At 71.8% G+C, this 16,794-nt stretch carries 18 protein-coding genes; 15 read left to right on the top strand and 3 right to left on the bottom strand.

Going from position 1 to position 16,794, the window contains the following annotated elements; translation table 11 throughout:
- The first annotated feature begins 128 nt into the window (after positions 1–128).
- From ACZ64A_RS01365 to ACZ64A_RS01305, 13 genes are all read left to right on the top strand, one after another.
- On the top strand, positions 129–1,364 hold the full coding sequence (locus tag ACZ64A_RS01365; protein ID WP_469807458.1) for a hypothetical protein: 1,236 nt from the start codon (positions 129–131) through the stop codon (positions 1,362–1,364).
- A gap of 115 nt (positions 1,365–1,479) precedes the next feature.
- Positions 1,480–2,052, top strand: coding sequence for a GNAT family N-acetyltransferase (locus ACZ64A_RS01360; RefSeq protein ID WP_469807457.1), 573 nt, complete (start codon positions 1,480–1,482; stop codon positions 2,050–2,052).
- A gap of 127 nt (positions 2,053–2,179) precedes the next feature.
- Entirely contained in the window at positions 2,180–2,263 is an 84-nt protein-coding gene (locus ACZ64A_RS01355) for a putative leader peptide (protein WP_343234115.1), read from the top strand.
- Positions 2,264–2,390: 127 nt separating this feature from the next.
- Positions 2,391–4,091: a nitrite/sulfite reductase gene (locus ACZ64A_RS01350; RefSeq protein ID WP_469807456.1), complete on the top strand. Its 1,701-nt coding sequence runs from the start codon at positions 2,391–2,393 to the stop codon at positions 4,089–4,091.
- Positions 4,088–4,276, top strand: a complete 189-nt coding sequence (locus tag ACZ64A_RS01345) for a hypothetical protein (RefSeq protein ID WP_469807454.1) — start codon at positions 4,088–4,090, stop codon at positions 4,274–4,276. The genes ACZ64A_RS01350 and ACZ64A_RS01345 overlap by 4 nt, the downstream gene beginning before the upstream one ends.
- Positions 4,273–4,983: a phosphoadenylyl-sulfate reductase gene (locus ACZ64A_RS01340; RefSeq protein WP_469807452.1), complete on the top strand. Its 711-nt coding sequence runs from the start codon at positions 4,273–4,275 to the stop codon at positions 4,981–4,983. Before ACZ64A_RS01345 ends, ACZ64A_RS01340 begins: the two co-directional genes overlap by 4 nt.
- Positions 4,980–5,543 carry an adenylyl-sulfate kinase gene (gene cysC / locus ACZ64A_RS01335; protein ID WP_469807451.1) on the top strand — a complete coding sequence of 188 codons (564 nt, stop codon included), beginning with the start codon at positions 4,980–4,982 and terminating at the stop codon, positions 5,541–5,543. The genes ACZ64A_RS01340 and cysC overlap by 4 nt, the downstream gene beginning before the upstream one ends.
- A gap of 91 nt (positions 5,544–5,634) precedes the next feature.
- Complete coding sequence (gene cysD / locus ACZ64A_RS01330; RefSeq protein ID WP_469807449.1) at positions 5,635–6,573, top strand: sulfate adenylyltransferase subunit CysD; 939 nt, start codon at positions 5,635–5,637, stop codon at positions 6,571–6,573.
- A 2-nt stretch (positions 6,574–6,575) separates the two neighbouring features.
- Positions 6,576–7,910 carry a sulfate adenylyltransferase subunit 1 gene (locus ACZ64A_RS01325; RefSeq protein WP_469807447.1) on the top strand — a complete coding sequence of 445 codons (1,335 nt, stop codon included), beginning with the start codon at positions 6,576–6,578 and terminating at the stop codon, positions 7,908–7,910.
- A 266-nt stretch (positions 7,911–8,176) separates the two neighbouring features.
- Positions 8,177–9,289, top strand: coding sequence for an aliphatic sulfonate ABC transporter substrate-binding protein (locus ACZ64A_RS01320; protein ID WP_469807445.1), 1,113 nt, complete (start codon positions 8,177–8,179; stop codon positions 9,287–9,289).
- A gap of 37 nt (positions 9,290–9,326) precedes the next feature.
- Entirely contained in the window at positions 9,327–10,112 is a 786-nt protein-coding gene (locus ACZ64A_RS01315; protein ID WP_469807444.1) for an ABC transporter ATP-binding protein, read from the top strand.
- Positions 10,099–11,031 (top strand): ABC transporter permease, encoded by a 933-nt coding sequence (locus ACZ64A_RS01310; protein ID WP_469807443.1) that lies wholly within the window; start codon positions 10,099–10,101, stop codon positions 11,029–11,031. Before ACZ64A_RS01315 ends, ACZ64A_RS01310 begins: the two co-directional genes overlap by 14 nt.
- A 5-nt stretch (positions 11,032–11,036) precedes the next feature.
- Positions 11,037–11,783, top strand: a complete 747-nt coding sequence (locus ACZ64A_RS01305; RefSeq protein WP_469807442.1) for a sirohydrochlorin chelatase — start codon at positions 11,037–11,039, stop codon at positions 11,781–11,783.
- A 120-nt stretch (positions 11,784–11,903) separates the two neighbouring features.
- On the opposite strand, the gene ACZ64A_RS01300 is transcribed toward ACZ64A_RS01305, so the two are convergent.
- Positions 11,904–13,421, bottom strand: coding sequence for an EamA family transporter (locus ACZ64A_RS01300; protein WP_469807441.1), 1,518 nt, complete (start codon positions 13,419–13,421; stop codon positions 11,904–11,906).
- A 40-nt stretch (positions 13,422–13,461) separates the two neighbouring features.
- On the opposite strand from ACZ64A_RS01300, the gene ACZ64A_RS01295 reads away from it, so the two are divergent.
- The gene (locus ACZ64A_RS01295; protein WP_469807439.1) at positions 13,462–14,382 is read left to right on the top strand and encodes a LysR family transcriptional regulator; all 921 of its coding nucleotides are present in this window, start codon (positions 13,462–13,464) and stop codon (positions 14,380–14,382) included.
- On the opposite strand, the gene ACZ64A_RS01290 is transcribed toward ACZ64A_RS01295, so the two are convergent.
- Positions 14,375–15,007, bottom strand: a complete 633-nt coding sequence (locus tag ACZ64A_RS01290; RefSeq protein WP_469807438.1) for a mycothiol-dependent nitroreductase Rv2466c family protein — start codon at positions 15,005–15,007, stop codon at positions 14,375–14,377. The two genes, ACZ64A_RS01295 and ACZ64A_RS01290, sit on opposite strands and share 8 nt — an antisense overlap.
- Positions 15,008–15,123: 116 nt before the next feature.
- Between ACZ64A_RS01290 and ACZ64A_RS01285 the strand changes: the two genes are divergently transcribed.
- The gene (locus tag ACZ64A_RS01285) at positions 15,124–15,984 is read left to right on the top strand and encodes an aldo/keto reductase (RefSeq protein ID WP_469807436.1); all 861 of its coding nucleotides are present in this window, start codon (positions 15,124–15,126) and stop codon (positions 15,982–15,984) included.
- Here the strand turns inward: ACZ64A_RS01285 and ACZ64A_RS01280 are convergent.
- A complete protein-coding gene (locus ACZ64A_RS01280) occupies positions 15,956–16,501 on the bottom strand; it encodes a DUF1697 domain-containing protein (RefSeq protein ID WP_469807434.1) in 546 nt (181 codons plus the stop codon). The genes ACZ64A_RS01285 and ACZ64A_RS01280 overlap by 29 nt on opposite strands.
- Positions 16,502–16,794 lie beyond the last annotated feature (293 nt).

Genomic DNA, 16,794 nt, shown 5'->3' with positions numbered 1-16,794 from the left:
TCGGGCAACTGGGCCGTCTGCGCCCGGCGGCGGCCTCCGCTGCCGTAGCATCCCTACGGGTCACCCCACCTGCTCCTGACTCAACGTGAGGATCATCAGGCGCAGTTGGCCCGCCTCGGGAGGACGGCATGGGACATCGAGGACGGCACCGCCGGCGCAGGCGGGGTGCGGCGGTGCGCGCGGTCCTGGCCGGGACCGCCCTCGCGCTGACCGCCGCGGCCACCATGATCAGCGCCTCCCAGGCCACGGTCGCCGACGACCCGGGCGCGCTGAAGCGGCTCGCCTCCCCGGCCGCGTCCGACGCGCCGGCGCTGGCCGCCGAGCCGGTACCGCGGGGCACCCTGGACCGCCTCGCCACGGCCGTGGGACGGCCGGTCGGTGTCGACGCGGTGCTGCGCGGCGCCGACCACACCCTGCGCTCCGCCGACGGCTGCTCGGCGCGGGAGAAGCGGGCGCTGCCCGTCGCGCCCGCCGCCACGCGCGCTTACTGCTTCCCCTCCGCCGACACCGCGGGCTGGCGGCCCGGCGCGGTGACCGTGTCCGGGGACGGCAGCGGGCGGGTGCTGGCCTCCGCCTGGTCGCGCGACGCTCTGGCCAAGGTGGCGTTCGTCGACGCGAGCGACCCGCGCCACCTCGCCTACAGCTGGGCCCTGCTCGCTCTCCCGGTGGACGGCGGCCGCGACTACCGCGCTCTGACCTCGGACGTCTCCGGCATGGTCTGGGACCACGACACGCTGCTGGTCAGTGCCGGCCCGCGGGAGAGGCCGGCGCTGTACGCCTTCGACGTGCGCCGCGCTCTGCGGGCGGGCGTCGACAGCGCGGCCGTCGGCCGGCTGCCCGGCGGCTGGTCGGCGGCCGGGGCCCCGTTCGTGCTGCCGGCCATCGCCTCCTATGTACCGGCGGGCGACGCTCCGCGGGCCGCCGGGCTGGGTCTGGACCGCACCGGGGCGCGGGACGCGCTGGCCGTGTCCGAACGGGTGCCGGCCGGTGAGCACCGTCCGACCCGGCTGTGGCGCTACCGGCTCGGCGCCGACGGGCTGCCGCTCACCGACACCGCCGGCCGGGCCGTGCCGGACGCGGTGTACACGACGAAGGCGACGGAGGTGCGGGGCGTCCTGCCCTACGGCTCCCGCTGGTACGTGGCCCGCGCGGGCGACAGCGCGGACGACGGGCGGGGCATGCTGTGGCGCCAGGACGCGGACGGGGCGCGCACCACGGCGTGCGGCGCCGACGACACCCACCTGTGCTGGAGCGACCCGCCGCGCTCCCTGTCCTACGCCCCCGCCACGGGCGAGCTGTGGTCCGCCTCCGGCACCACGCTCTTCGCCGTCCCGCTGAGCGCGGTGGACTCCGCCCTGCGCTGAGCGACGCCGAGCGCGCGAGCGACCGGCGGTGCTGCGGCGGGCCCGGCCGGGCCGCTGCCCGTGGTGCCCGTACCCGCGTCGACACGGCCGCGGCCGGGATGGTTCCCTGTCCAGCATGGCCAACATCCCCGTGACCACCTGGTCCCTCGAGCAGACGTCCCCGTCCGATCTCCTGCCGGCCGCCGCGCCGGAGGGTGACGTGCGGATCGTGCGCGCCGAGGTGCCCTCGCCCGAGTTCAGCCGTTTCCTGTACGCCTCGGTCGGCGGCGACATCCGCTGGACGGACCGGCTCGGCTGGAGCCACGCGCGGTGGATGGAGCACCTGGACCGTCCCGGGGTCGAGACCTGGGTGGCGTACGACCGGGGGACGCCCGCGGGATACGTGGAGCTGGAGGCGCAGGACGACGGTGTCGTGGAGATCGTCTACTTCGGTCTGATCCCCGCCTTCCGCGGACGGCGCATCGGCGGTCATCTGCTGTCGTACGGCACCGCGCGCGCCTGGGACCTGGCGGAGCGCCGGCCGGGCCTCACGCCGACCAAGCGGGTGTGGCTGCACACGTGCAGCAAGGACGGCGAGTTCGCGATGGAGAACTACCAGCGCCGGGGCTTCACGCTGTTCGACACCAAGGTGGAGGAGGAACCGGATGTGCCCACTCCGGGCCCCTGGCCGGGCGCCTACCCTGCCTGACCTGCGCGGACAAGCCCCCTCGCGCATCTTGTGACCGACGACACCCTTGTCTCGCAGAACGAGACAAGGGTGTCCGCATGATGGACGAAGCTGGACTGTGTCCAGATCGCCATGCCACGCTTCCATCATGTCCGGAACTGGAATCGCCTTGGTGAGTCGGCGTCACGTCGACCTCGGCCGCATGTCCAGCGCCATCTGTCCGATGCGCTGAGAGCACACAGCGCCCCCGGTTCCCCGTCTTCCGTCGCCTCCTCGCGCAACGACGCGCACGCATGCCCGCGTGCGCTCGGACGCGCAGGTCAGACCGCTTTCCGCCTGTCCCGAAGGACGTATCAACCATGGCCGCCACCCCACAGAACCCCGCCGCCTCAGCGCCCCGCCGCAAGGTGAGCCGTCACCGCGGCGAGGGTCAGTGGGCCGCGGGGCACTTCACCCCGCTCAACGGCAACGAACAGGTCAAGAAGGACGACGACGGTCTCAATGTGCGGACACGCATTGAGACGATCTACTCCAAGGCGGGCTTCGACTCCATCGACCCCAGTGACCTGCGCGGACGTATGCGCTGGTGGGGGCTGTACACCCAGCGCAAGCCCGGGATCGACGGCGGCAAGACCGCGATCCTGGAGCCGGAGGAGCTGGACGACCGCTACTTCATGCTGCGCGTGCGCGTCGACGGCGGCGCCCTGACCACGCAGCAGCTGCGGGTGATCGGCGAACTGTCGCAGGAGTTCGCGCGCGGCACGGCCGACATCACCGACCGGCAGAACGTGCAGTACCACTGGATCCGGATCGAGGACGTGCCCGAGATCTGGAACCGTCTCGAGGCCGTGGGCCTGTCCACGGTCACCGCCTGCGGTGACACCCCGCGTGTGATGATCGGCTCCCCCGTCGCGGGCATCGCCGAGGACGAGATCATCGACGGCACGCCGGCGCTGGAGGAGATGAAGCGCCGCGTCCTGAACAACCCGGCCTACTCGAACCTGCCCCGCAAGTTCAAGACCGCCATCTCCGGCTCGCCGGTGCTCGACGTGGTGCACGAGATCAACGACGTCGCCTTCGTCGGTGTCCGCCACCCCGAGCACGGCCCCGGCTTCGACGTGTGGGTCGGCGGCGGCCTGTCCACCAACCCCAAGCTGGGCGTGCGGCTCGGCGCCTGGGTGCCTCTCGACGAGGTCCCGGACGTGTATGAGGGCGTCATCTCGATCTTCCGGGACTACGGCTACCGCCGGCTGCGCAACCGCGCCCGCCTGAAGTTCCTTGTCGCCGACTGGGGCCCGGAGAAGTTCCGCCAGGTCCTCGAGGACGAGTACCTGGGCGGCCGCAAGCTGATCGACGGCCCCGCTCCCGAGCAGCCGGTGCAGCAGTGGCGCGACCACATCGGCGTCCACCGCCAGCGGGACGGCCGCTTCTACGTCGGCTTCGCCCCGCGCGTCGGCCGCGTGGACGGCTCCACCCTGACGAAGATCGCCGACCTCGCGGAGGCGCACGGCTCGGGCCGGGTGCGCACCACCGTCGAGCAGAAGATGATCATCCTGGACGTCGAGCAGGACCAGGTCGACTCGCTCGTGGACGAGCTGGAGGCGCTGGACCTCACGGCCCGCCCGTCCTCATTCCGGCGCGGCACCATGGCCTGCACCGGCATCGAGTTCTGCAAGCTCGCCATCGTCGAGACCAAGCAGCGCGGCTCCACGCTGATCGACGAACTGGAGCGCCGCCTGCCGGACTTCGACGAGCCGCTCACCATCAACCTCAACGGCTGCCCGAACGCGTGCGCCCGTATCCAGGTCGCGGACATCGGTCTCAAGGGCCAGCTGGTCCTGAACGACGCGGGCGAGCAGGTCGAGGGCTACCAGGTGCACCTCGGCGGCGCGCTCGGTCTGGAGGCCGGCTTCGGCCGCAAGGTACGCGGCCTGAAGGTGACGGCCGACGAGCTGCCGGACTACATCGAGCGGGTGCTCACGCGGTTCCAGGCCGGACGCCAGGACGGCGAGCGGTTCGCGACCTGGGCGGCCCGTGCCTCCGAGGAGGACCTGTCGTGAGCGAGCGTGCGGCGCCCTTCTACTGCCCGTACTGCGGCGAGGAGGACCTGCGCCCCAGCGAGGCCGCGGAAGGCCGTCACGGGGCGTGGGAATGCGCGGCGTGCAACCGAGCCTTCCAGCTGAAGTTCCTCGGGCTCCTGGCCCGGGGGCTGAAGCAGGCCGACAACGGAGGGGACCCGATATGACGACGGCTCAGCAAGAGCGCACGGCCGATGAGTTGAAGGCGCTCGCCGAGCAAGCCGGCCGTGATCTGGAGGACGCCTCCGCGCTGGAGATCCTCCAGTGGGCGGTCGACACCTTCGGCAAGGGCTTCTGCGTGACCTCCTCCATGGAGGACGCGGTCGTCGCACACCTGGCGTCCCGCGTGCTCAAGGGTGTGGACGTGGTGTTCCTCGACACCGGCTACCACTTCGAGGAGACCATCGGCACCCGTGACGCGGTGGAGGCGGTGATGGACGTCAACGTCATCACGCTCACCCCGCGTCAGACGGTCGCCGAGCAGGACGCCGAGTACGGTCCGAAGCTGCACGACCGCGACCCCGACCTGTGCTGCAAGCTGCGCAAGGTGCAGCCGCTGGAGGAGGGCCTGAAGAACTACCGGGCCTGGGCGACCGGCCTGCGCCGCGACGAGTCCCCGACCCGGGCGAACACCCCGGTGGTCGGCTGGGACGAGAAGCGGCAGAAGGTCAAGATCTCCCCGATCACGCGCTGGACCCAGGACGACGTGGACGCCTACGTCACCGAGCACGGCGTGCTCACCAACCCGCTGCTGATGGACGGTTACGCCTCCGTCGGCTGCGCCCCCTGCACCCGGCGGGTGCTGGAGGGTGAGGACGCGCGCGCCGGCCGCTGGGCGGGCCGCGCCAAGACCGAGTGCGGGCTGCACGGATGACGACCAACCATCAGGAGACTGACGTGACGAGCGGAGCCACCGTCTGGCTCACGGGTCTGCCGAGCGCCGGCAAGACCACCATCGCGTACGAGCTGGCCGGGCGGCTGCGGGCCGAGGGCCACCGGGTGGAGGTGCTCGACGGCGACGAGATCCGCGAGTTCATCTCGGCGGGCCTCGGCTTCTCCCGCGAGGACCGGCACACCAACGTGCAGCGCATCGGCTTCGTCGCCGAACTGCTCGCCCGTAACGGCGTGACGGTGCTCGTCCCGGTCATCGCGCCGTACGCGGACAGCCGTGACGCGGTCCGCAAGCGGCACGAGGCGAACGGCACGACGTACCTGGAGATCCACGTGGCCACGCCCGTCGAGGTGTGCTCCGTGCGGGACGTCAAGGGCCTGTACGCCAAGCAGGCCGCGGGCGAGCTGAGCGGTCTGACGGGGGTCGACGACCCGTACGAGGAGCCCGAGACGCCCGATCTGCGGATCGAGTCGCAGAACCAGACCGTGCAGGAGTCGGCAGCCGCCGTGCACGCCCTGCTGACCGAAAGGGGACTCCTGTGAGCGACGCACGCGCGGCCGCCGGGCCGCAGACGACCACGAAGGCCGCACGTCTGCGCCGCGCGGGCGGAGAAGCGAACGAAAGGGGTGCAGCGTGACGACCGTCGCCACCACCGCCCAGGAGGGTACGGACACCCCGTACGCCCTCTCGCACCTGGACGCCCTCGAGTCCGAGGCCGTGCACATCTTCCGCGAGGTCGCGGGCGAGTTCGAGAACCCGGTGATCCTGTTCTCCGGCGGCAAGGACTCGATCGTCATGCTGCACCTGGCGCTGAAGGCGTTCACGCCGTCGCCGGTGCCGTTCGCGCTGCTGCACGTCGACACCGGGCACAACTTCCCCGAGGTCCTCGACTACCGCGACCGCACCGTGGCGAAGCACAGGCTGCGGCTGCACGTCGCCTCGGTGCAGGACTACATCGACCGCGGGGTGCTCAAGGAGCGCCCGGACGGCACCCGCAACCCGCTGCAGACGCTGCCGCTGACGGAGAAGATCCAGGCGGAGAAGTTCGACGCGGTCTTCGGCGGCGGCCGCCGCGACGAGGAGAAGGCCCGCGCCAAGGAGCGGGTGTTCTCGCTGCGCGACGAGTTCTCCCAGTGGGACCCGCGCCGCCAGCGCCCCGAGCTGTGGAACCTGTACAACGGCCGGCACGCCCCCGGCGAGCACGTCCGCGTGTTCCCGCTGTCCAACTGGACCGAGCTGGACGTGTGGCAGTACATCGCCCGCGAGGGCATCGAGCTGCCGCAGATCTACTACGCGCACGAGCGCGAGGTGTTCCAGCGCGCCGGCATGTGGCTGACCGCCGGCGAGTGGGGCGGCCCGAAGGACGGCGAGACCGTGGAGAAGCGCCTGGTGCGCTACCGCACGGTCGGCGACATGTCCTGCACGGGCGCCGTCGACTCCGACGCCGACACGATCGAGAAGGTGATCACGGAGATCGCCGCGTCCCGGCTGACCGAGCGGGGCGCCACCCGGGCCGACGACAAGATGTCCGAGGCGGCGATGGAAGACCGCAAGCGCGAGGGGTACTTCTAGAGATGAGCACCATCACCACCGAGGAACTCTCGGCCACCACCCTGCTGCGGTTCGCCACCGCCGGTTCCGTCGACGACGGCAAGTCCACGCTGGTGGGCAGGCTGCTGCACGACTCCAAGTCGGTCCTCAGCGACCAGCTGGAGGCCGTGGAGCGCGCCTCCGCGAGCCGCGGCCAGGAGGGCCCCGACCTCGCGCTGCTCACCGACGGCCTGCGCGCCGAGCGCGAGCAGGGCATCACCATCGACGTCGCCTACCGCTACTTCGCCACGCCCCGGCGCCGGTTCATCCTGGCCGACACCCCGGGCCATGTGCAGTACACGCGGAACATGGTCACCGGCGCCTCCACCGCCGAGCTGACGGTGATCCTCGTCGACGCCCGCAACGGCGTCGTCGAGCAGACGCGCCGGCACGCCGCGATCGCCGCGCTGCTGCGCGTGCCGCACGTGGTGCTCGCCGTGAACAAGATGGACCTCGTCGCGTACGACGAGAACGTCTTCGCCGCGATCGCCGAGGAGTTCACCGCGTACGCCACCGAGCTGGGCGTGCCCGAGGTGACCGCAATCCCGATCTCGGCGCTCGAGGGCGACAACGTCGTGGAGCCGTCCGCGAACATGGACTGGTACGGCGGCCCCACCGTGCTGGAGCACCTGGAGACCGTGCCGGTCGCCCACGACCTGACGCACTGCCACGCGCGGCTGCCCGTGCAGTACGTGATCCGTCCGCGCACCGCCGAGCACCCCGATTACCGCGGCTACGCGGGCCAGATCGCCGCCGGCACCTTCCGGGTCGGCGAGTCCGTGACGGTGCTGCCGTCCGGGCGGGCCACGAAGATCGTCGGGATCGACCTGCTGGGCGAGTCCGTCGACGTGGCCTGGACGCCGCAGTCGGTGACCCTCCTCCTCGCGGACGACATCGACATCTCCCGCGGCGACCTGATCGTGCCCAGCACGGACGCGCCGCCGACCACGCAGGACGTCGAGGCGACCGTCTGCCACGTCGCCGACGCCCCCCTCACCGTCGGCCACCGTGTGCTGCTCAAGCACGGCACCCGCACGGTCAAGGCGATCGTGAAGGACATACCGTCCCGGCTGACGCTGGACGACCTGTCCCTGCACCCGCACCCGGGGCAGCTCGTCGCCAACGACATCGGCCGCGTGAAGATCCGCACCGCCGAGCCGCTGCCGGTCGACTCCTACGCCGACTCGCGCCGCACCGGTTCGTTCATCCTGATCGACCCCAGCGACGGCACCACGCTGACCGCGGGCATGGTCGGCGAGTCGTTCGCCGCGCCCGAGCCGGTCAAGGACCTCGCCGACGACGGCGGTTGGGACTTCTGAGACATGAACTTCTACGACTACTACGGGACGTTCGCCAAGGAGGGCGGCCGCGTCGGCAGCGGCGCCCTCGGCAGCGGACAGGGCGGAGTGACCCGATGTGCGCTCTGACGTACGCGCACCGCTTGCGCGCCCCGTCCCCCCACGCTGGGGATTCCCCCTGCTCGAAGAGCTTCAGGGAGTCCCGGAAGAGACGAAAACCCTTTGCCGACTTCCCGGCCACGACCTAGAAGACCGTGACCGCCGGGCCTCCGAGAGGACACCCTCCCGTGCCTGCCACCCGCTCCACCCTGCTTCGCCGCGGCACAGCCGTGGTCGCCGCCCTTCCCCTTCTCACCCTCGCCGCCTGCAGCTACGGGTCGAAGGCTGACGAGAAGCCCGCCGCCCAGAAGGTCGCCGCCGGCGCCCAGAAGATCGACGGTCTCGACTCCGTCAAGATCGGTTACTTCGGCAACCTGACCCACGCGACCGCGCTGGTCGCCCGTCAGCAGGGCCTCTTCCAGAAGTCGCTGGGCGCCACCAAGGCGGACTACCAGATCTTCAACGCCGGCCCGTCCGAGATCGAGGCGCTGAACTCGGGCTCGATCGACATCGGCTGGATCGGCCCCTCTCCGGCGATCAACGGCTACACCAAGTCCAAGGGCAAGAACCTGCGCATCATCGCCGGTTCGGCCTCCGGCGGTGTGAAGCTCGTCGTGAACCCGAAGAAGATCTCGTCCGTCAAGGACGTCAAGGGCAAGAAGATCGCCACCCCGCAGCTCGGCAACACCCAGGACGTCGCGTTCCTGAACTGGATCGCCGAGCAGGGCTGGAAGGTCGACGCGCAGAGCGGCAAGGGCGACGTCTCCGTGGTCCGCACCGACAACAAGGTCACCCCGGACGCCTACAAGTCGGGTTCCATCGACGGCGCGTGGGTGCCGGAGCCGACCGCGTCCAAGCTGGTCGCCGAGGGCGCCAAGGTGCTGCTGGACGAGTCCGACCTGTGGCCGGACAAGAAGTTCGTGATCACGAACGTCATCGTGTCGCAGAAGTTCCTCACGGAGCACCCGAAGGCCGTCGAGGCGGTACTGAAGGCCTCCATCGAGTCCAACAAGTGGATCAACGCCAACCCTGAGCAGGCGAAGGCCGCGGCCAACAAGGAGCTGGAGGCCGACTCGGGCAAGGCGCTGCCGGCCAAGGTCCTCGACCCGGCCTGGAAGTCGATCCAGTTCATCGACGACCCGCTGGCCGCGACCCTCGGCACCGAGGCCGACCACGCGGTCAAGGCCGGTCTGCTCAAGCAGCCCAAGCTGGACGGCATCTACGACCTCACCCTCCTGAACAAGGTGCTGAAGGCCGAGGGCAAGCCCGCTGTCGCCGACGCCGGACTCGGCGTCAAGTAAGCCCGACCACCCGTTCAGTCCCCAGGAGGTGACGACCATGGCCACCGCGATCTTGAAGGCCGAAGGCGTCCAGGCAGTCGAGTACGCCGCGCGTATCGAGCACGTGTCGAAGTCCTTCGCCGGGCCCGCCGGGCAGCAGCTCGTGCTGGACGACATCAGCCTCGATGTCGCGCCGGGCGAGTTCGTCACCCTCCTGGGGGCGTCGGGCTGCGGCAAGTCGACGCTGCTCAACCTGGTGGCGGGCCTGGAGCGGCCCACCGCCGGCAGCATCGACACCGACGGGCGTCCGGCTCTGATGTTCCAGGAGCACGCCCTGTTCCCGTGGCTGACCGCGGGCAAGAACATCGAACTCGCCCTGAAGCTGCGGGGCGTACCGAAGAACGAGCGGCGTGAGCGCGCCGAGGAACTGCTCGAACTGGTCCGGCTGAAGGGCTCGTACGGCAAGCGGGTGCACGAGCTGTCCGGCGGTATGCGCCAGCGTGTGGCGATGGCCCGCGCGCTCGCACAGGACAGCCGGCTGCTGCTGATGGACGAGCCGTTCGCGGCGCTGGACGCCATCACCCGCGACGTGCTGCACGACGAGCTGACCCGGATCTGGCAGGAGACGGGGGTGTCGGTCCTGTTCGTCACGCACAACGTGCGTGAGGCGGTCCGGCTCGCCGAGCGCGTGGTGCTGCTGTCCTCCCGGCCGGGCCGGGTGGCGCGCGAGTGGCGGGTGGGCATCCCGCAGCCGCGGCGCATCGAGGACGCGCCCGTGGCCGAACTGTCCCTGGAGATCACCGAAGTACTGCGTGGGGAGATCCGCCGTCATGGCCAGCACTGACACGACCGACACGACGGCGGGCAGTCCCGCCCGGGCCGGCGCGGACAGCGCCGGCCGGGCGGGCGGTCTCGGCGGCCTGGAAGCGGGCCTGGACGCCCTGGAGTCCTCGGCGAGCGGCCGTCCGCCGTTCCGGGAGACCTTCGTCAAGAAGATCCTGCCGCCGATCGTCGCGGTCGCGGTGGTCCTGGTGGTCTGGCAGGCCCTGGTCTCCCTGAAGATCGTCGACGACCCGACGAAGCTGCCCACGCCCGCCGAGGTCGGCGCCGAGTTCAAGGACGCCTGGCTGAAGGGCGAACTGCTCGGCTACATCTGGACGTCCGTCTCGCGGGGTCTGCTCGGCTTCCTCTTCGCGCTCGCCATCGGCACCCCGCTGGGGCTGATCGTGGCGCGGGTGAAGTTCGTGCGGGCCGCGATCGGCCCGATCCTGTCCGGTCTGCAGTCCTTGCCGAGCGTGGCGTGGGTGCCCCCGGCGGTGATCTGGCTGGGTCTGGACAACTCGATGATGTACGCCGTCATCCTGCTGGGTGCGGTCCCCTCCATCGCCAACGGCCTGGTGTCCGGCATCGACCAGGTGCCGCCGCTGTTCCTGCGGGCGGGCCGCACGATGGGCGCGACCGGCCTGCGGGGCGCCTGGCACATCGTGATGCCGGCCGCGCTGCCGGGCTATCTCGCCGGTCTGAAGCAGGGCTGGGCGTTCTCCTGGCGGTCGCTGATGGCCGCCGAGATCATCGCCTCCTCCCCCGACCTCGGCATCGGCCTGGGCGCGCTGCTGGAGAACGGCCGCAACGCCAGCTCCATGTCCATGGTGTTCGAGTCCATCATCCTGATCCTGTTCGTCGGCATCGCGATCGACCTGCTGATCTTCAGTCCGCTGGAGCGGTGGGTGCTGCGCAGCCGCGGCCTGCTGGTGAAGAGCTGAGTCCCATGTCCCACTCCCCCGTTCTCCTCGTCATCGCCCACGGCAGCCGCGATCCGCGGCACGCGGCGACCGTGCACGCCCTCGTGGAGCGCGTACGGTCGCTGCGGCCGGGCCTGCGCGTGGAGACCGGGTTCCTGGACTTCAACATCCCCTCGGTGCAGGGAGTGCTGGAGTCCCTGGCGGCAGAGGGTGTGCGGGACGTCGTCGCCCTGCCGCTGCTGCTGACGCGGGCCTTCCACGCCAAGGCGGACATCCCGGCGGTGCTGCGGGACGCCCCGCGCGGCCTGCGGATCCGGCAGGCGGACGTCCTCGGTCCGTCGCCGCTGCTGCTGTCGGCGCTGGAACGGCGGCTGTACGAGGCGGGGCTGACCCCCGCCGACAAGTCCTCGACCGGGGTCGTGCTGGCCTCGGCGGGGTCCACCGACCCGGAGGCGATCGCAGTGATCGCAGCAATCGCGCGGGAGTGGCGGCACACCGGTTGGTGCGCCGTGCGGCCTGCGTTCGCCTCCGCATCCCTCCCCCGGACGGAGGACGCGGTGCGCGAGCTGCGTGCGCAGGGCTGTTCCAGGGTCGCGGTCGCGCCGTACGTGCTGGCTCCCGGGTTCCTGCCGGACCGGATCGCGCGGGGTGCGGCCGCCGCGGACGCGGATGTTCTGGGGGATGTGCTGGGAGCCTCTCCTGAAGTGGCGCGGGTGCTGTTGGAGCGGTACGAGGCGGCTGTCGTGCCGTTGCCTGCGGCGCTGGGGGCGTGAGCGCTGCGCTGCGTCTGCCGGGTTCTGTTGTCCTCCGGCTGCGGCTGCGTTGCCGGCTGGTCGCGCCCACGCGGCGGAGCCGCATATCGGCACAGCCCCGCGCCCCCTTCGGGGCGCGCTTCAGTCGGCCCTCACTGTGATGTGGCGGTCTGTGTCCGGGTTCTCCAGCTCGTCCAGTATCGCCACGGCCAGGTCCTCCGCGCTGATTCCTGAGGTGCCGTCGGGTGCCGTGAGCAGGGTGTCGGTGCCCCGGCGGTAGCGGCCGGTGCGGGGGCCGGGGGCCAGCTCCGCCGGAGGGCTCAGGTAGACCCAGTCGGCACCTCCGTGCTCCCGGCAGGTCTCCATCTGGGCGATCCCGGCGGCCGCCACGGCCCGGTACTCGGCGGGGACGTACGCGGGGTTGTCGGCCACCAGGAGGCCGGCGTTCCCCGGGCTGCGCAGCGCGCCCGCGCCGCCGACGACCAGGACACGTGTCCCGTGCTCCGCGGCGGCGTCCAGCACCGTGCGGGTCGTGCCGCTGAGGAACTCGGGGTCGGCCGGGAAGGTCCGTACGGCCAGGACGACGGCGTCGGAGCCGGCCAGCGCCTCGTACAGGGCGGCCGGGTCGCTCGCGTCGACCGGGACCGGTGTGACGCCGGGGTCGTCGCTCGTGGGCTTGCGGGACAGGGCGCGCACCCGGTGTCCGCGGGAGCGGGCCTCTTCGATCACCCGGCTGCCGACCATCCCGGTGGCGCCGAGCACGGCGATCGTCATGGGGGTCTTCATCGGAACTCTTCTCCTGACATCGAGTTGGGCCGCGAGCATGGCGGCCAGGGCGAGGACGAAACCGGCGGTCTGCGGCCAGGTCAGCGACTCGCCGAGGGCGAGGCCGACGACGGCGGCGACCAGGGGCGACAGCAGCACCAGCGGGGCGGACGCGCCGACCGGGAGCCGGCCGATCCCGCGGAACCAGAGCGTGTAGGCGATGAGCCCGCCCATGCTGCCCAGCCACAGATAGCCGCCGGCCGCACCGGCGTCGATCCGCTCCGGCACTCCCTCGACGGCGAACGTGAGCGGGAGCAGCAGCAGTCCGCCGGCCGTGAGCTGCCAGCCGGCGAAGGCGAGCGGGCCGACGCCGTCGGGGCGGCCCCAGCGCTTGGTGAGGACGACCCCGCCGGCCATCCCGGCCGTGCCGCCCAGGCCGGCCAGCACCCCGACGGTGTCCAGCCGGGCCTGCGGGCCGAGGACGACGAGGGCGACCCCGAGGACGCCGAGGACGCCCCACGTCCAGCGCCAGACCGTCGGCCGGTCGTGCAGTACGGCGATGGCGAGAGCGGCGACGAGGAGCGGCTGGGCGGCGGCGAGCGTCCCGGCGACTCCGCCGGGGAGCCGCTCGGCCGCCACGAACAGCAGCGGGAACAGCGCGCCGATGTTGAGCACGCCGAGGACGGCGGCCCTCCACCACCACTGACCGCGCGGCAGTGTGCGGGTGAGCGCCAGCCCGGCCAGCCCGGCGGGCAGGGCGCGCATCAACGCGGCGAACAGGGGGTGTCCGGGCGGCAGGAGCTGGGTGGTGACGGCGTAGGTCGTGCCCCACGCCGCGGGGGCGAGCGCGGTCAGGGCGACGGTCGCCGCCCGCCGCGTGGACGAGGAGTGCATGTCCAGAAGTCTGGTCGGCGGCCCATCATGCGTCCAACGCATGGTTGTCATGGCAGCCATGAACCAGGACCATGGATCGGTGGACCTCCAGCAGATGCGCTACGTCGTCGCCGTCGCCGACACCCGTAACTTCACCCGGGCCGCCGAGCGCTGTTTCGTGGTGCAGTCCTCGCTCAGTCACCGCATCGCGGCCCTGGAAAGGGAGTTGGGCGTGAAGCTCTTCGCCCGCTCCAGCCGTCGCGTCGAACTCACCAGCGCGGGGGCCGCGTTCGTCGCCGCCGCGCGTGAGTGCCTGGCCGCCGCGGACCGCGCGATCACCGACGCCTCCGCCGCGACCGGGGTGGTACGGGGCCGGCTCGCGGTGGGCGTGATCGTCACCACGGCGGCCGTGGACGTGCCCGAACTGCTCCAGCGCTACCGGGCCCTGCACCCGGACGTCCGGGTCGGCCTGCGCTCCGGCCGCAGCGACGAGCTGGCAGCGGCGATCCGCGACGGCGACCTGGACATCGCCTTCCTCGGCATGCCGGAGGACGAGCGGCCCACCGGGGTGGAGACGGTCGTCCTCGACCGGGACGAGCATGTGCTGGTGGTGCCGGCCGGGCACCGGCTCGCGGGCGCCGGGCGGGTCACCCTCGGGGAGATCGCGGAGGAGACGTTCGTGGACTTCATCGAGGGCACGCCTGCCCGGGCGCAGTCGGACCGGGCGTTCGCCGCCGCCGGGCTGGTCCGTGACGTGGCCTACGAGGCCGGTGTGGTGGAGATGATCACCGGGCTCATCGCGCGCGGCCTGGGACTGGCGCTGCTGCCGTCGGCGTACGTCGGGCCGCTCGCCGCGGGCGATCCCCGTCTGGTGCTGGTGCCCGTGGCCGACGGGCCGCGCCGGGTGGAGTATCTGGCGTGGAGCCGGTTCAACCCCAGCCCGGCGACCCGGGCGATGCTCGACGTGCTCGGGGTCAGGTGAAGGACAGTCCGCCGGTGCGGGTCCGCTTGAGTTCGAAGACGTCGGGGTCGGCGGCCAGGACCCGGAAGCTGTCGAAGAGTTCGGCCGCGCGCTGCCCGCGCGGGATCGCCCGCAGGACGGGGCCGAACCACACCGTGCCGTCGACGTGGATCGTCGGGGTCCCCACATAGGCCCCCGACTCCGCTTCGGCGCCGGCCTCGTGGCTGCGGCGCACCGCGTCGTCCCAGGAGGGGTCGTCCGCGGCGGCGGCGAGGTCGGCGGGCAGGCCGAGTTCGGCGAGGGACTCGGCGATCACCGCGTCGAAGTCCTCCTGGCGCCGCTCGTGGATCCGGGTGCCGAAGGCGGTGTACAGATCGCGCAGGACCTTTTCGCCGTGCCGTTCGGCGGCGGCCACGGCCACCCGCACCGGGCGGATCGACTTGTCGACCAACGTGCGGTACCAGTCGGGCAGTTCGTTGCCGATGTTGTGCAGATACAGGCTCATCACATGGAAGCGGAGGTCCAGCGGGCGCTGCCGTTCGACCTCCAGCAGCCAGCGCGAGGTGATCCAGGCGAAGGGGCAGGCGGGGTCGAAGTAGCAGTCGACGCGGGTGGGCGAGGTGGCGGTGGGCGAGGTGCTCGTCATGGCAGTGACGCTATCGGCCGGGCGGCCCGGAGGAACGGGCCACTTCGGGGCCGATTCCATGGGCCACCTTGGGCAATCGGGCCCCGCATGTGCGGCGCCGGAGGTACGCTGCGCAAATGATCGATCATATATTCGCTCTCGGTGGCGATATGCCGGTCCGGCGTCTGGGCTACGGCACCGCCCAGCTCACCGGCCCCGGCTACTGGGGACCGCGCGGCGATCCGGCCGACGCGGTGGCGGTGCTGCGGCGGGCGGTGGACCTCGGCGTCACACTGATCGACACCGCCGACAACTACGGCCCGTATCTGGCCGAGGAGCTGGTCGCCGAGGCGCTGCACCCCTACCCGGAGCAGCTGGTGATCGCCACCAAGGGCGGCGTCGTCCGCACCGGCGACAGCGCCTGGCACATCGACGGCCGCCCGGAGCAGCTGCGCGCGGCCTGCGAGGCGAGCCTGAAGCGGCTGCGCCGGGACACCATCGACCTGTACCAGCTGCACCGCATCGATCCCGGGGTTCCGCCGGCCGAACAGATGGGCACGCTCGACGAGTTGCGGGCCGAGGGCAAGATCCGGCACATCGGTCTGGACACCGTCACCGCCGACCAGCTCGCCGAGGCCCTCGCCTCGACGCCGGTCGCGTCCGTGCAGAACCGCTACAACCTCTCCGACCGCGCGTCGGAGCCGGTGCTGGCGCTGTGCGAGCAGCACGGCATCGCGTTCCTGCCGTGGTTCCCGCTCGGCAACGGGGCGCTCACCCGGGACCCCGTCTGCGCCTCGGTGGCCGCGGCGCACGGCGTCACCCCGGGCCAGGTCGCGCTGGCCTGGCTGCTGCACCGCTCCCCCGTGCTGTGCCCGACGCCCGGCACGGGCAGCCCGGCGCACCTGGACGAGAACCTGGCCGCGGCCGCCGTACGGCTGACGGACGCGGACCTGGCCCGGCTGGACGCGCTCAGCCCCGGGTCAGCTCCACCAGCTTGACCACGGTGTTCCAGTTCCGGGTCGTGGCGATCAGGCCCTTGTTGACGCGCGGCCGGGAAAGGGCCTCGGCGAGCTTGGAGCGGCCGAGGCCCTCCGGGGCGTACAGATACAGAGCCCGCTCGCCGAGGCGGAACTCCTCCGGGGCGTAAGCGGCCGGGTCGATCTCCGCGAACCGCTCGGGGCCGACCTCCTGGGAGAAGTACGTGACGTGCAGTTGCTTGGCCTCCAGCTCGGCCGCCGGGAACGGGCAGGCGTCGGCGACCGCGCTCAGATAGGCGTGGTCGCGCACGATCACGTCGACCCGGAAGCCGAACTGCCGCTCGATCGCGGCGGTGAGGTCGGCGGCCAGGGAGTCCTCGTCGCCGTGCGCCGAGGAGAACACGGCCTGCCCGCTCTGCAGATAGGTGCGTGCGTCGTCCAGGCCGAGGCCGGTCATCAGGGTGCGCAGGTCGGCCATGGGCAGCTTCCTGCTGCCTCCCACGTTGATACCGCGCAGCAGCGCCGCATACGTCGTCATCCGCTCACCTTAGAGCGGCCGCCGTGCCCCGTGGGGGCGGGCACGACGGCCGGGGTCCCGGGAGGGATTGCGCGAAACTCTGGCCGATGAGGCGGGCGCAGATCAACATCTCCACGCAGCTGTGACTTGTTCAACGACCTTTTGTAATCACAAAGCGGGCTCCTGTCGGCGGATCGGACACGCCCGGGCCTGGGCCTGTCCCCCGGCCTCGTCCGTGCTGCCCTGATCCACGGCCCCACCTGATCCACGGCCCCACCTGATCGACGGCCCCACCCTGATCGACGGCCCCCAGC

This window comes from Streptomyces sp. NPDC104814, from assembly GCF_055583185.1.
This window is presented reverse-complemented; position numbering and strand designations above follow the sequence as displayed.

Bases quoted from the DNA above. Each gene is read 5' to 3' on its own strand.
- ACZ64A_RS01365 (WP_469807458.1), top strand. From the start codon at position 129: ATGGGACATCGAGGACGGCACCGCCGGCGCAGGCGGGGTGCGGCGGTG.
- ACZ64A_RS01360 (WP_469807457.1), top strand. From the start codon at position 1,480: ATGGCCAACATCCCCGTGACCACCTGGTCCCTCGAGCAGACGTCCCCG.
- ACZ64A_RS01355 (WP_343234115.1), top strand. From the start codon at position 2,180: ATGTCCGGAACTGGAATCGCCTTGGTGAGTCGGCGTCACGTCGACCTC.
- ACZ64A_RS01350 (WP_469807456.1), top strand. From the start codon at position 2,391: ATGGCCGCCACCCCACAGAACCCCGCCGCCTCAGCGCCCCGCCGCAAG.
- ACZ64A_RS01340 (WP_469807452.1), top strand. From the start codon at position 4,273: ATGACGACGGCTCAGCAAGAGCGCACGGCCGATGAGTTGAAGGCGCTC.
- cysC (WP_469807451.1), top strand. From the start codon at position 4,980: ATGACGACCAACCATCAGGAGACTGACGTGACGAGCGGAGCCACCGTC.
- ACZ64A_RS01325 (WP_469807447.1), top strand. From the start codon at position 6,576: ATGAGCACCATCACCACCGAGGAACTCTCGGCCACCACCCTGCTGCGG.
- ACZ64A_RS01315 (WP_469807444.1), top strand. From the start codon at position 9,327: ATGGCCACCGCGATCTTGAAGGCCGAAGGCGTCCAGGCAGTCGAGTAC.
- ACZ64A_RS01310 (WP_469807443.1), top strand. From the start codon at position 10,099: ATGGCCAGCACTGACACGACCGACACGACGGCGGGCAGTCCCGCCCGG.
- ACZ64A_RS01305 (WP_469807442.1), top strand. From the start codon at position 11,037: ATGTCCCACTCCCCCGTTCTCCTCGTCATCGCCCACGGCAGCCGCGAT.
- ACZ64A_RS01300 (WP_469807441.1), bottom strand. From the start codon at position 13,421: ATGCACTCCTCGTCCACGCGGCGGGCGGCGACCGTCGCCCTGACCGCG.
- ACZ64A_RS01295 (WP_469807439.1), top strand. From the start codon at position 13,462: ATGGTTGTCATGGCAGCCATGAACCAGGACCATGGATCGGTGGACCTC.
- ACZ64A_RS01290 (WP_469807438.1), bottom strand. From the start codon at position 15,007: ATGACGAGCACCTCGCCCACCGCCACCTCGCCCACCCGCGTCGACTGC.
- ACZ64A_RS01285 (WP_469807436.1), top strand. From the start codon at position 15,124: ATGATCGATCATATATTCGCTCTCGGTGGCGATATGCCGGTCCGGCGT.
- ACZ64A_RS01280 (WP_469807434.1), bottom strand. From the start codon at position 16,501: ATGACGACGTATGCGGCGCTGCTGCGCGGTATCAACGTGGGAGGCAGC.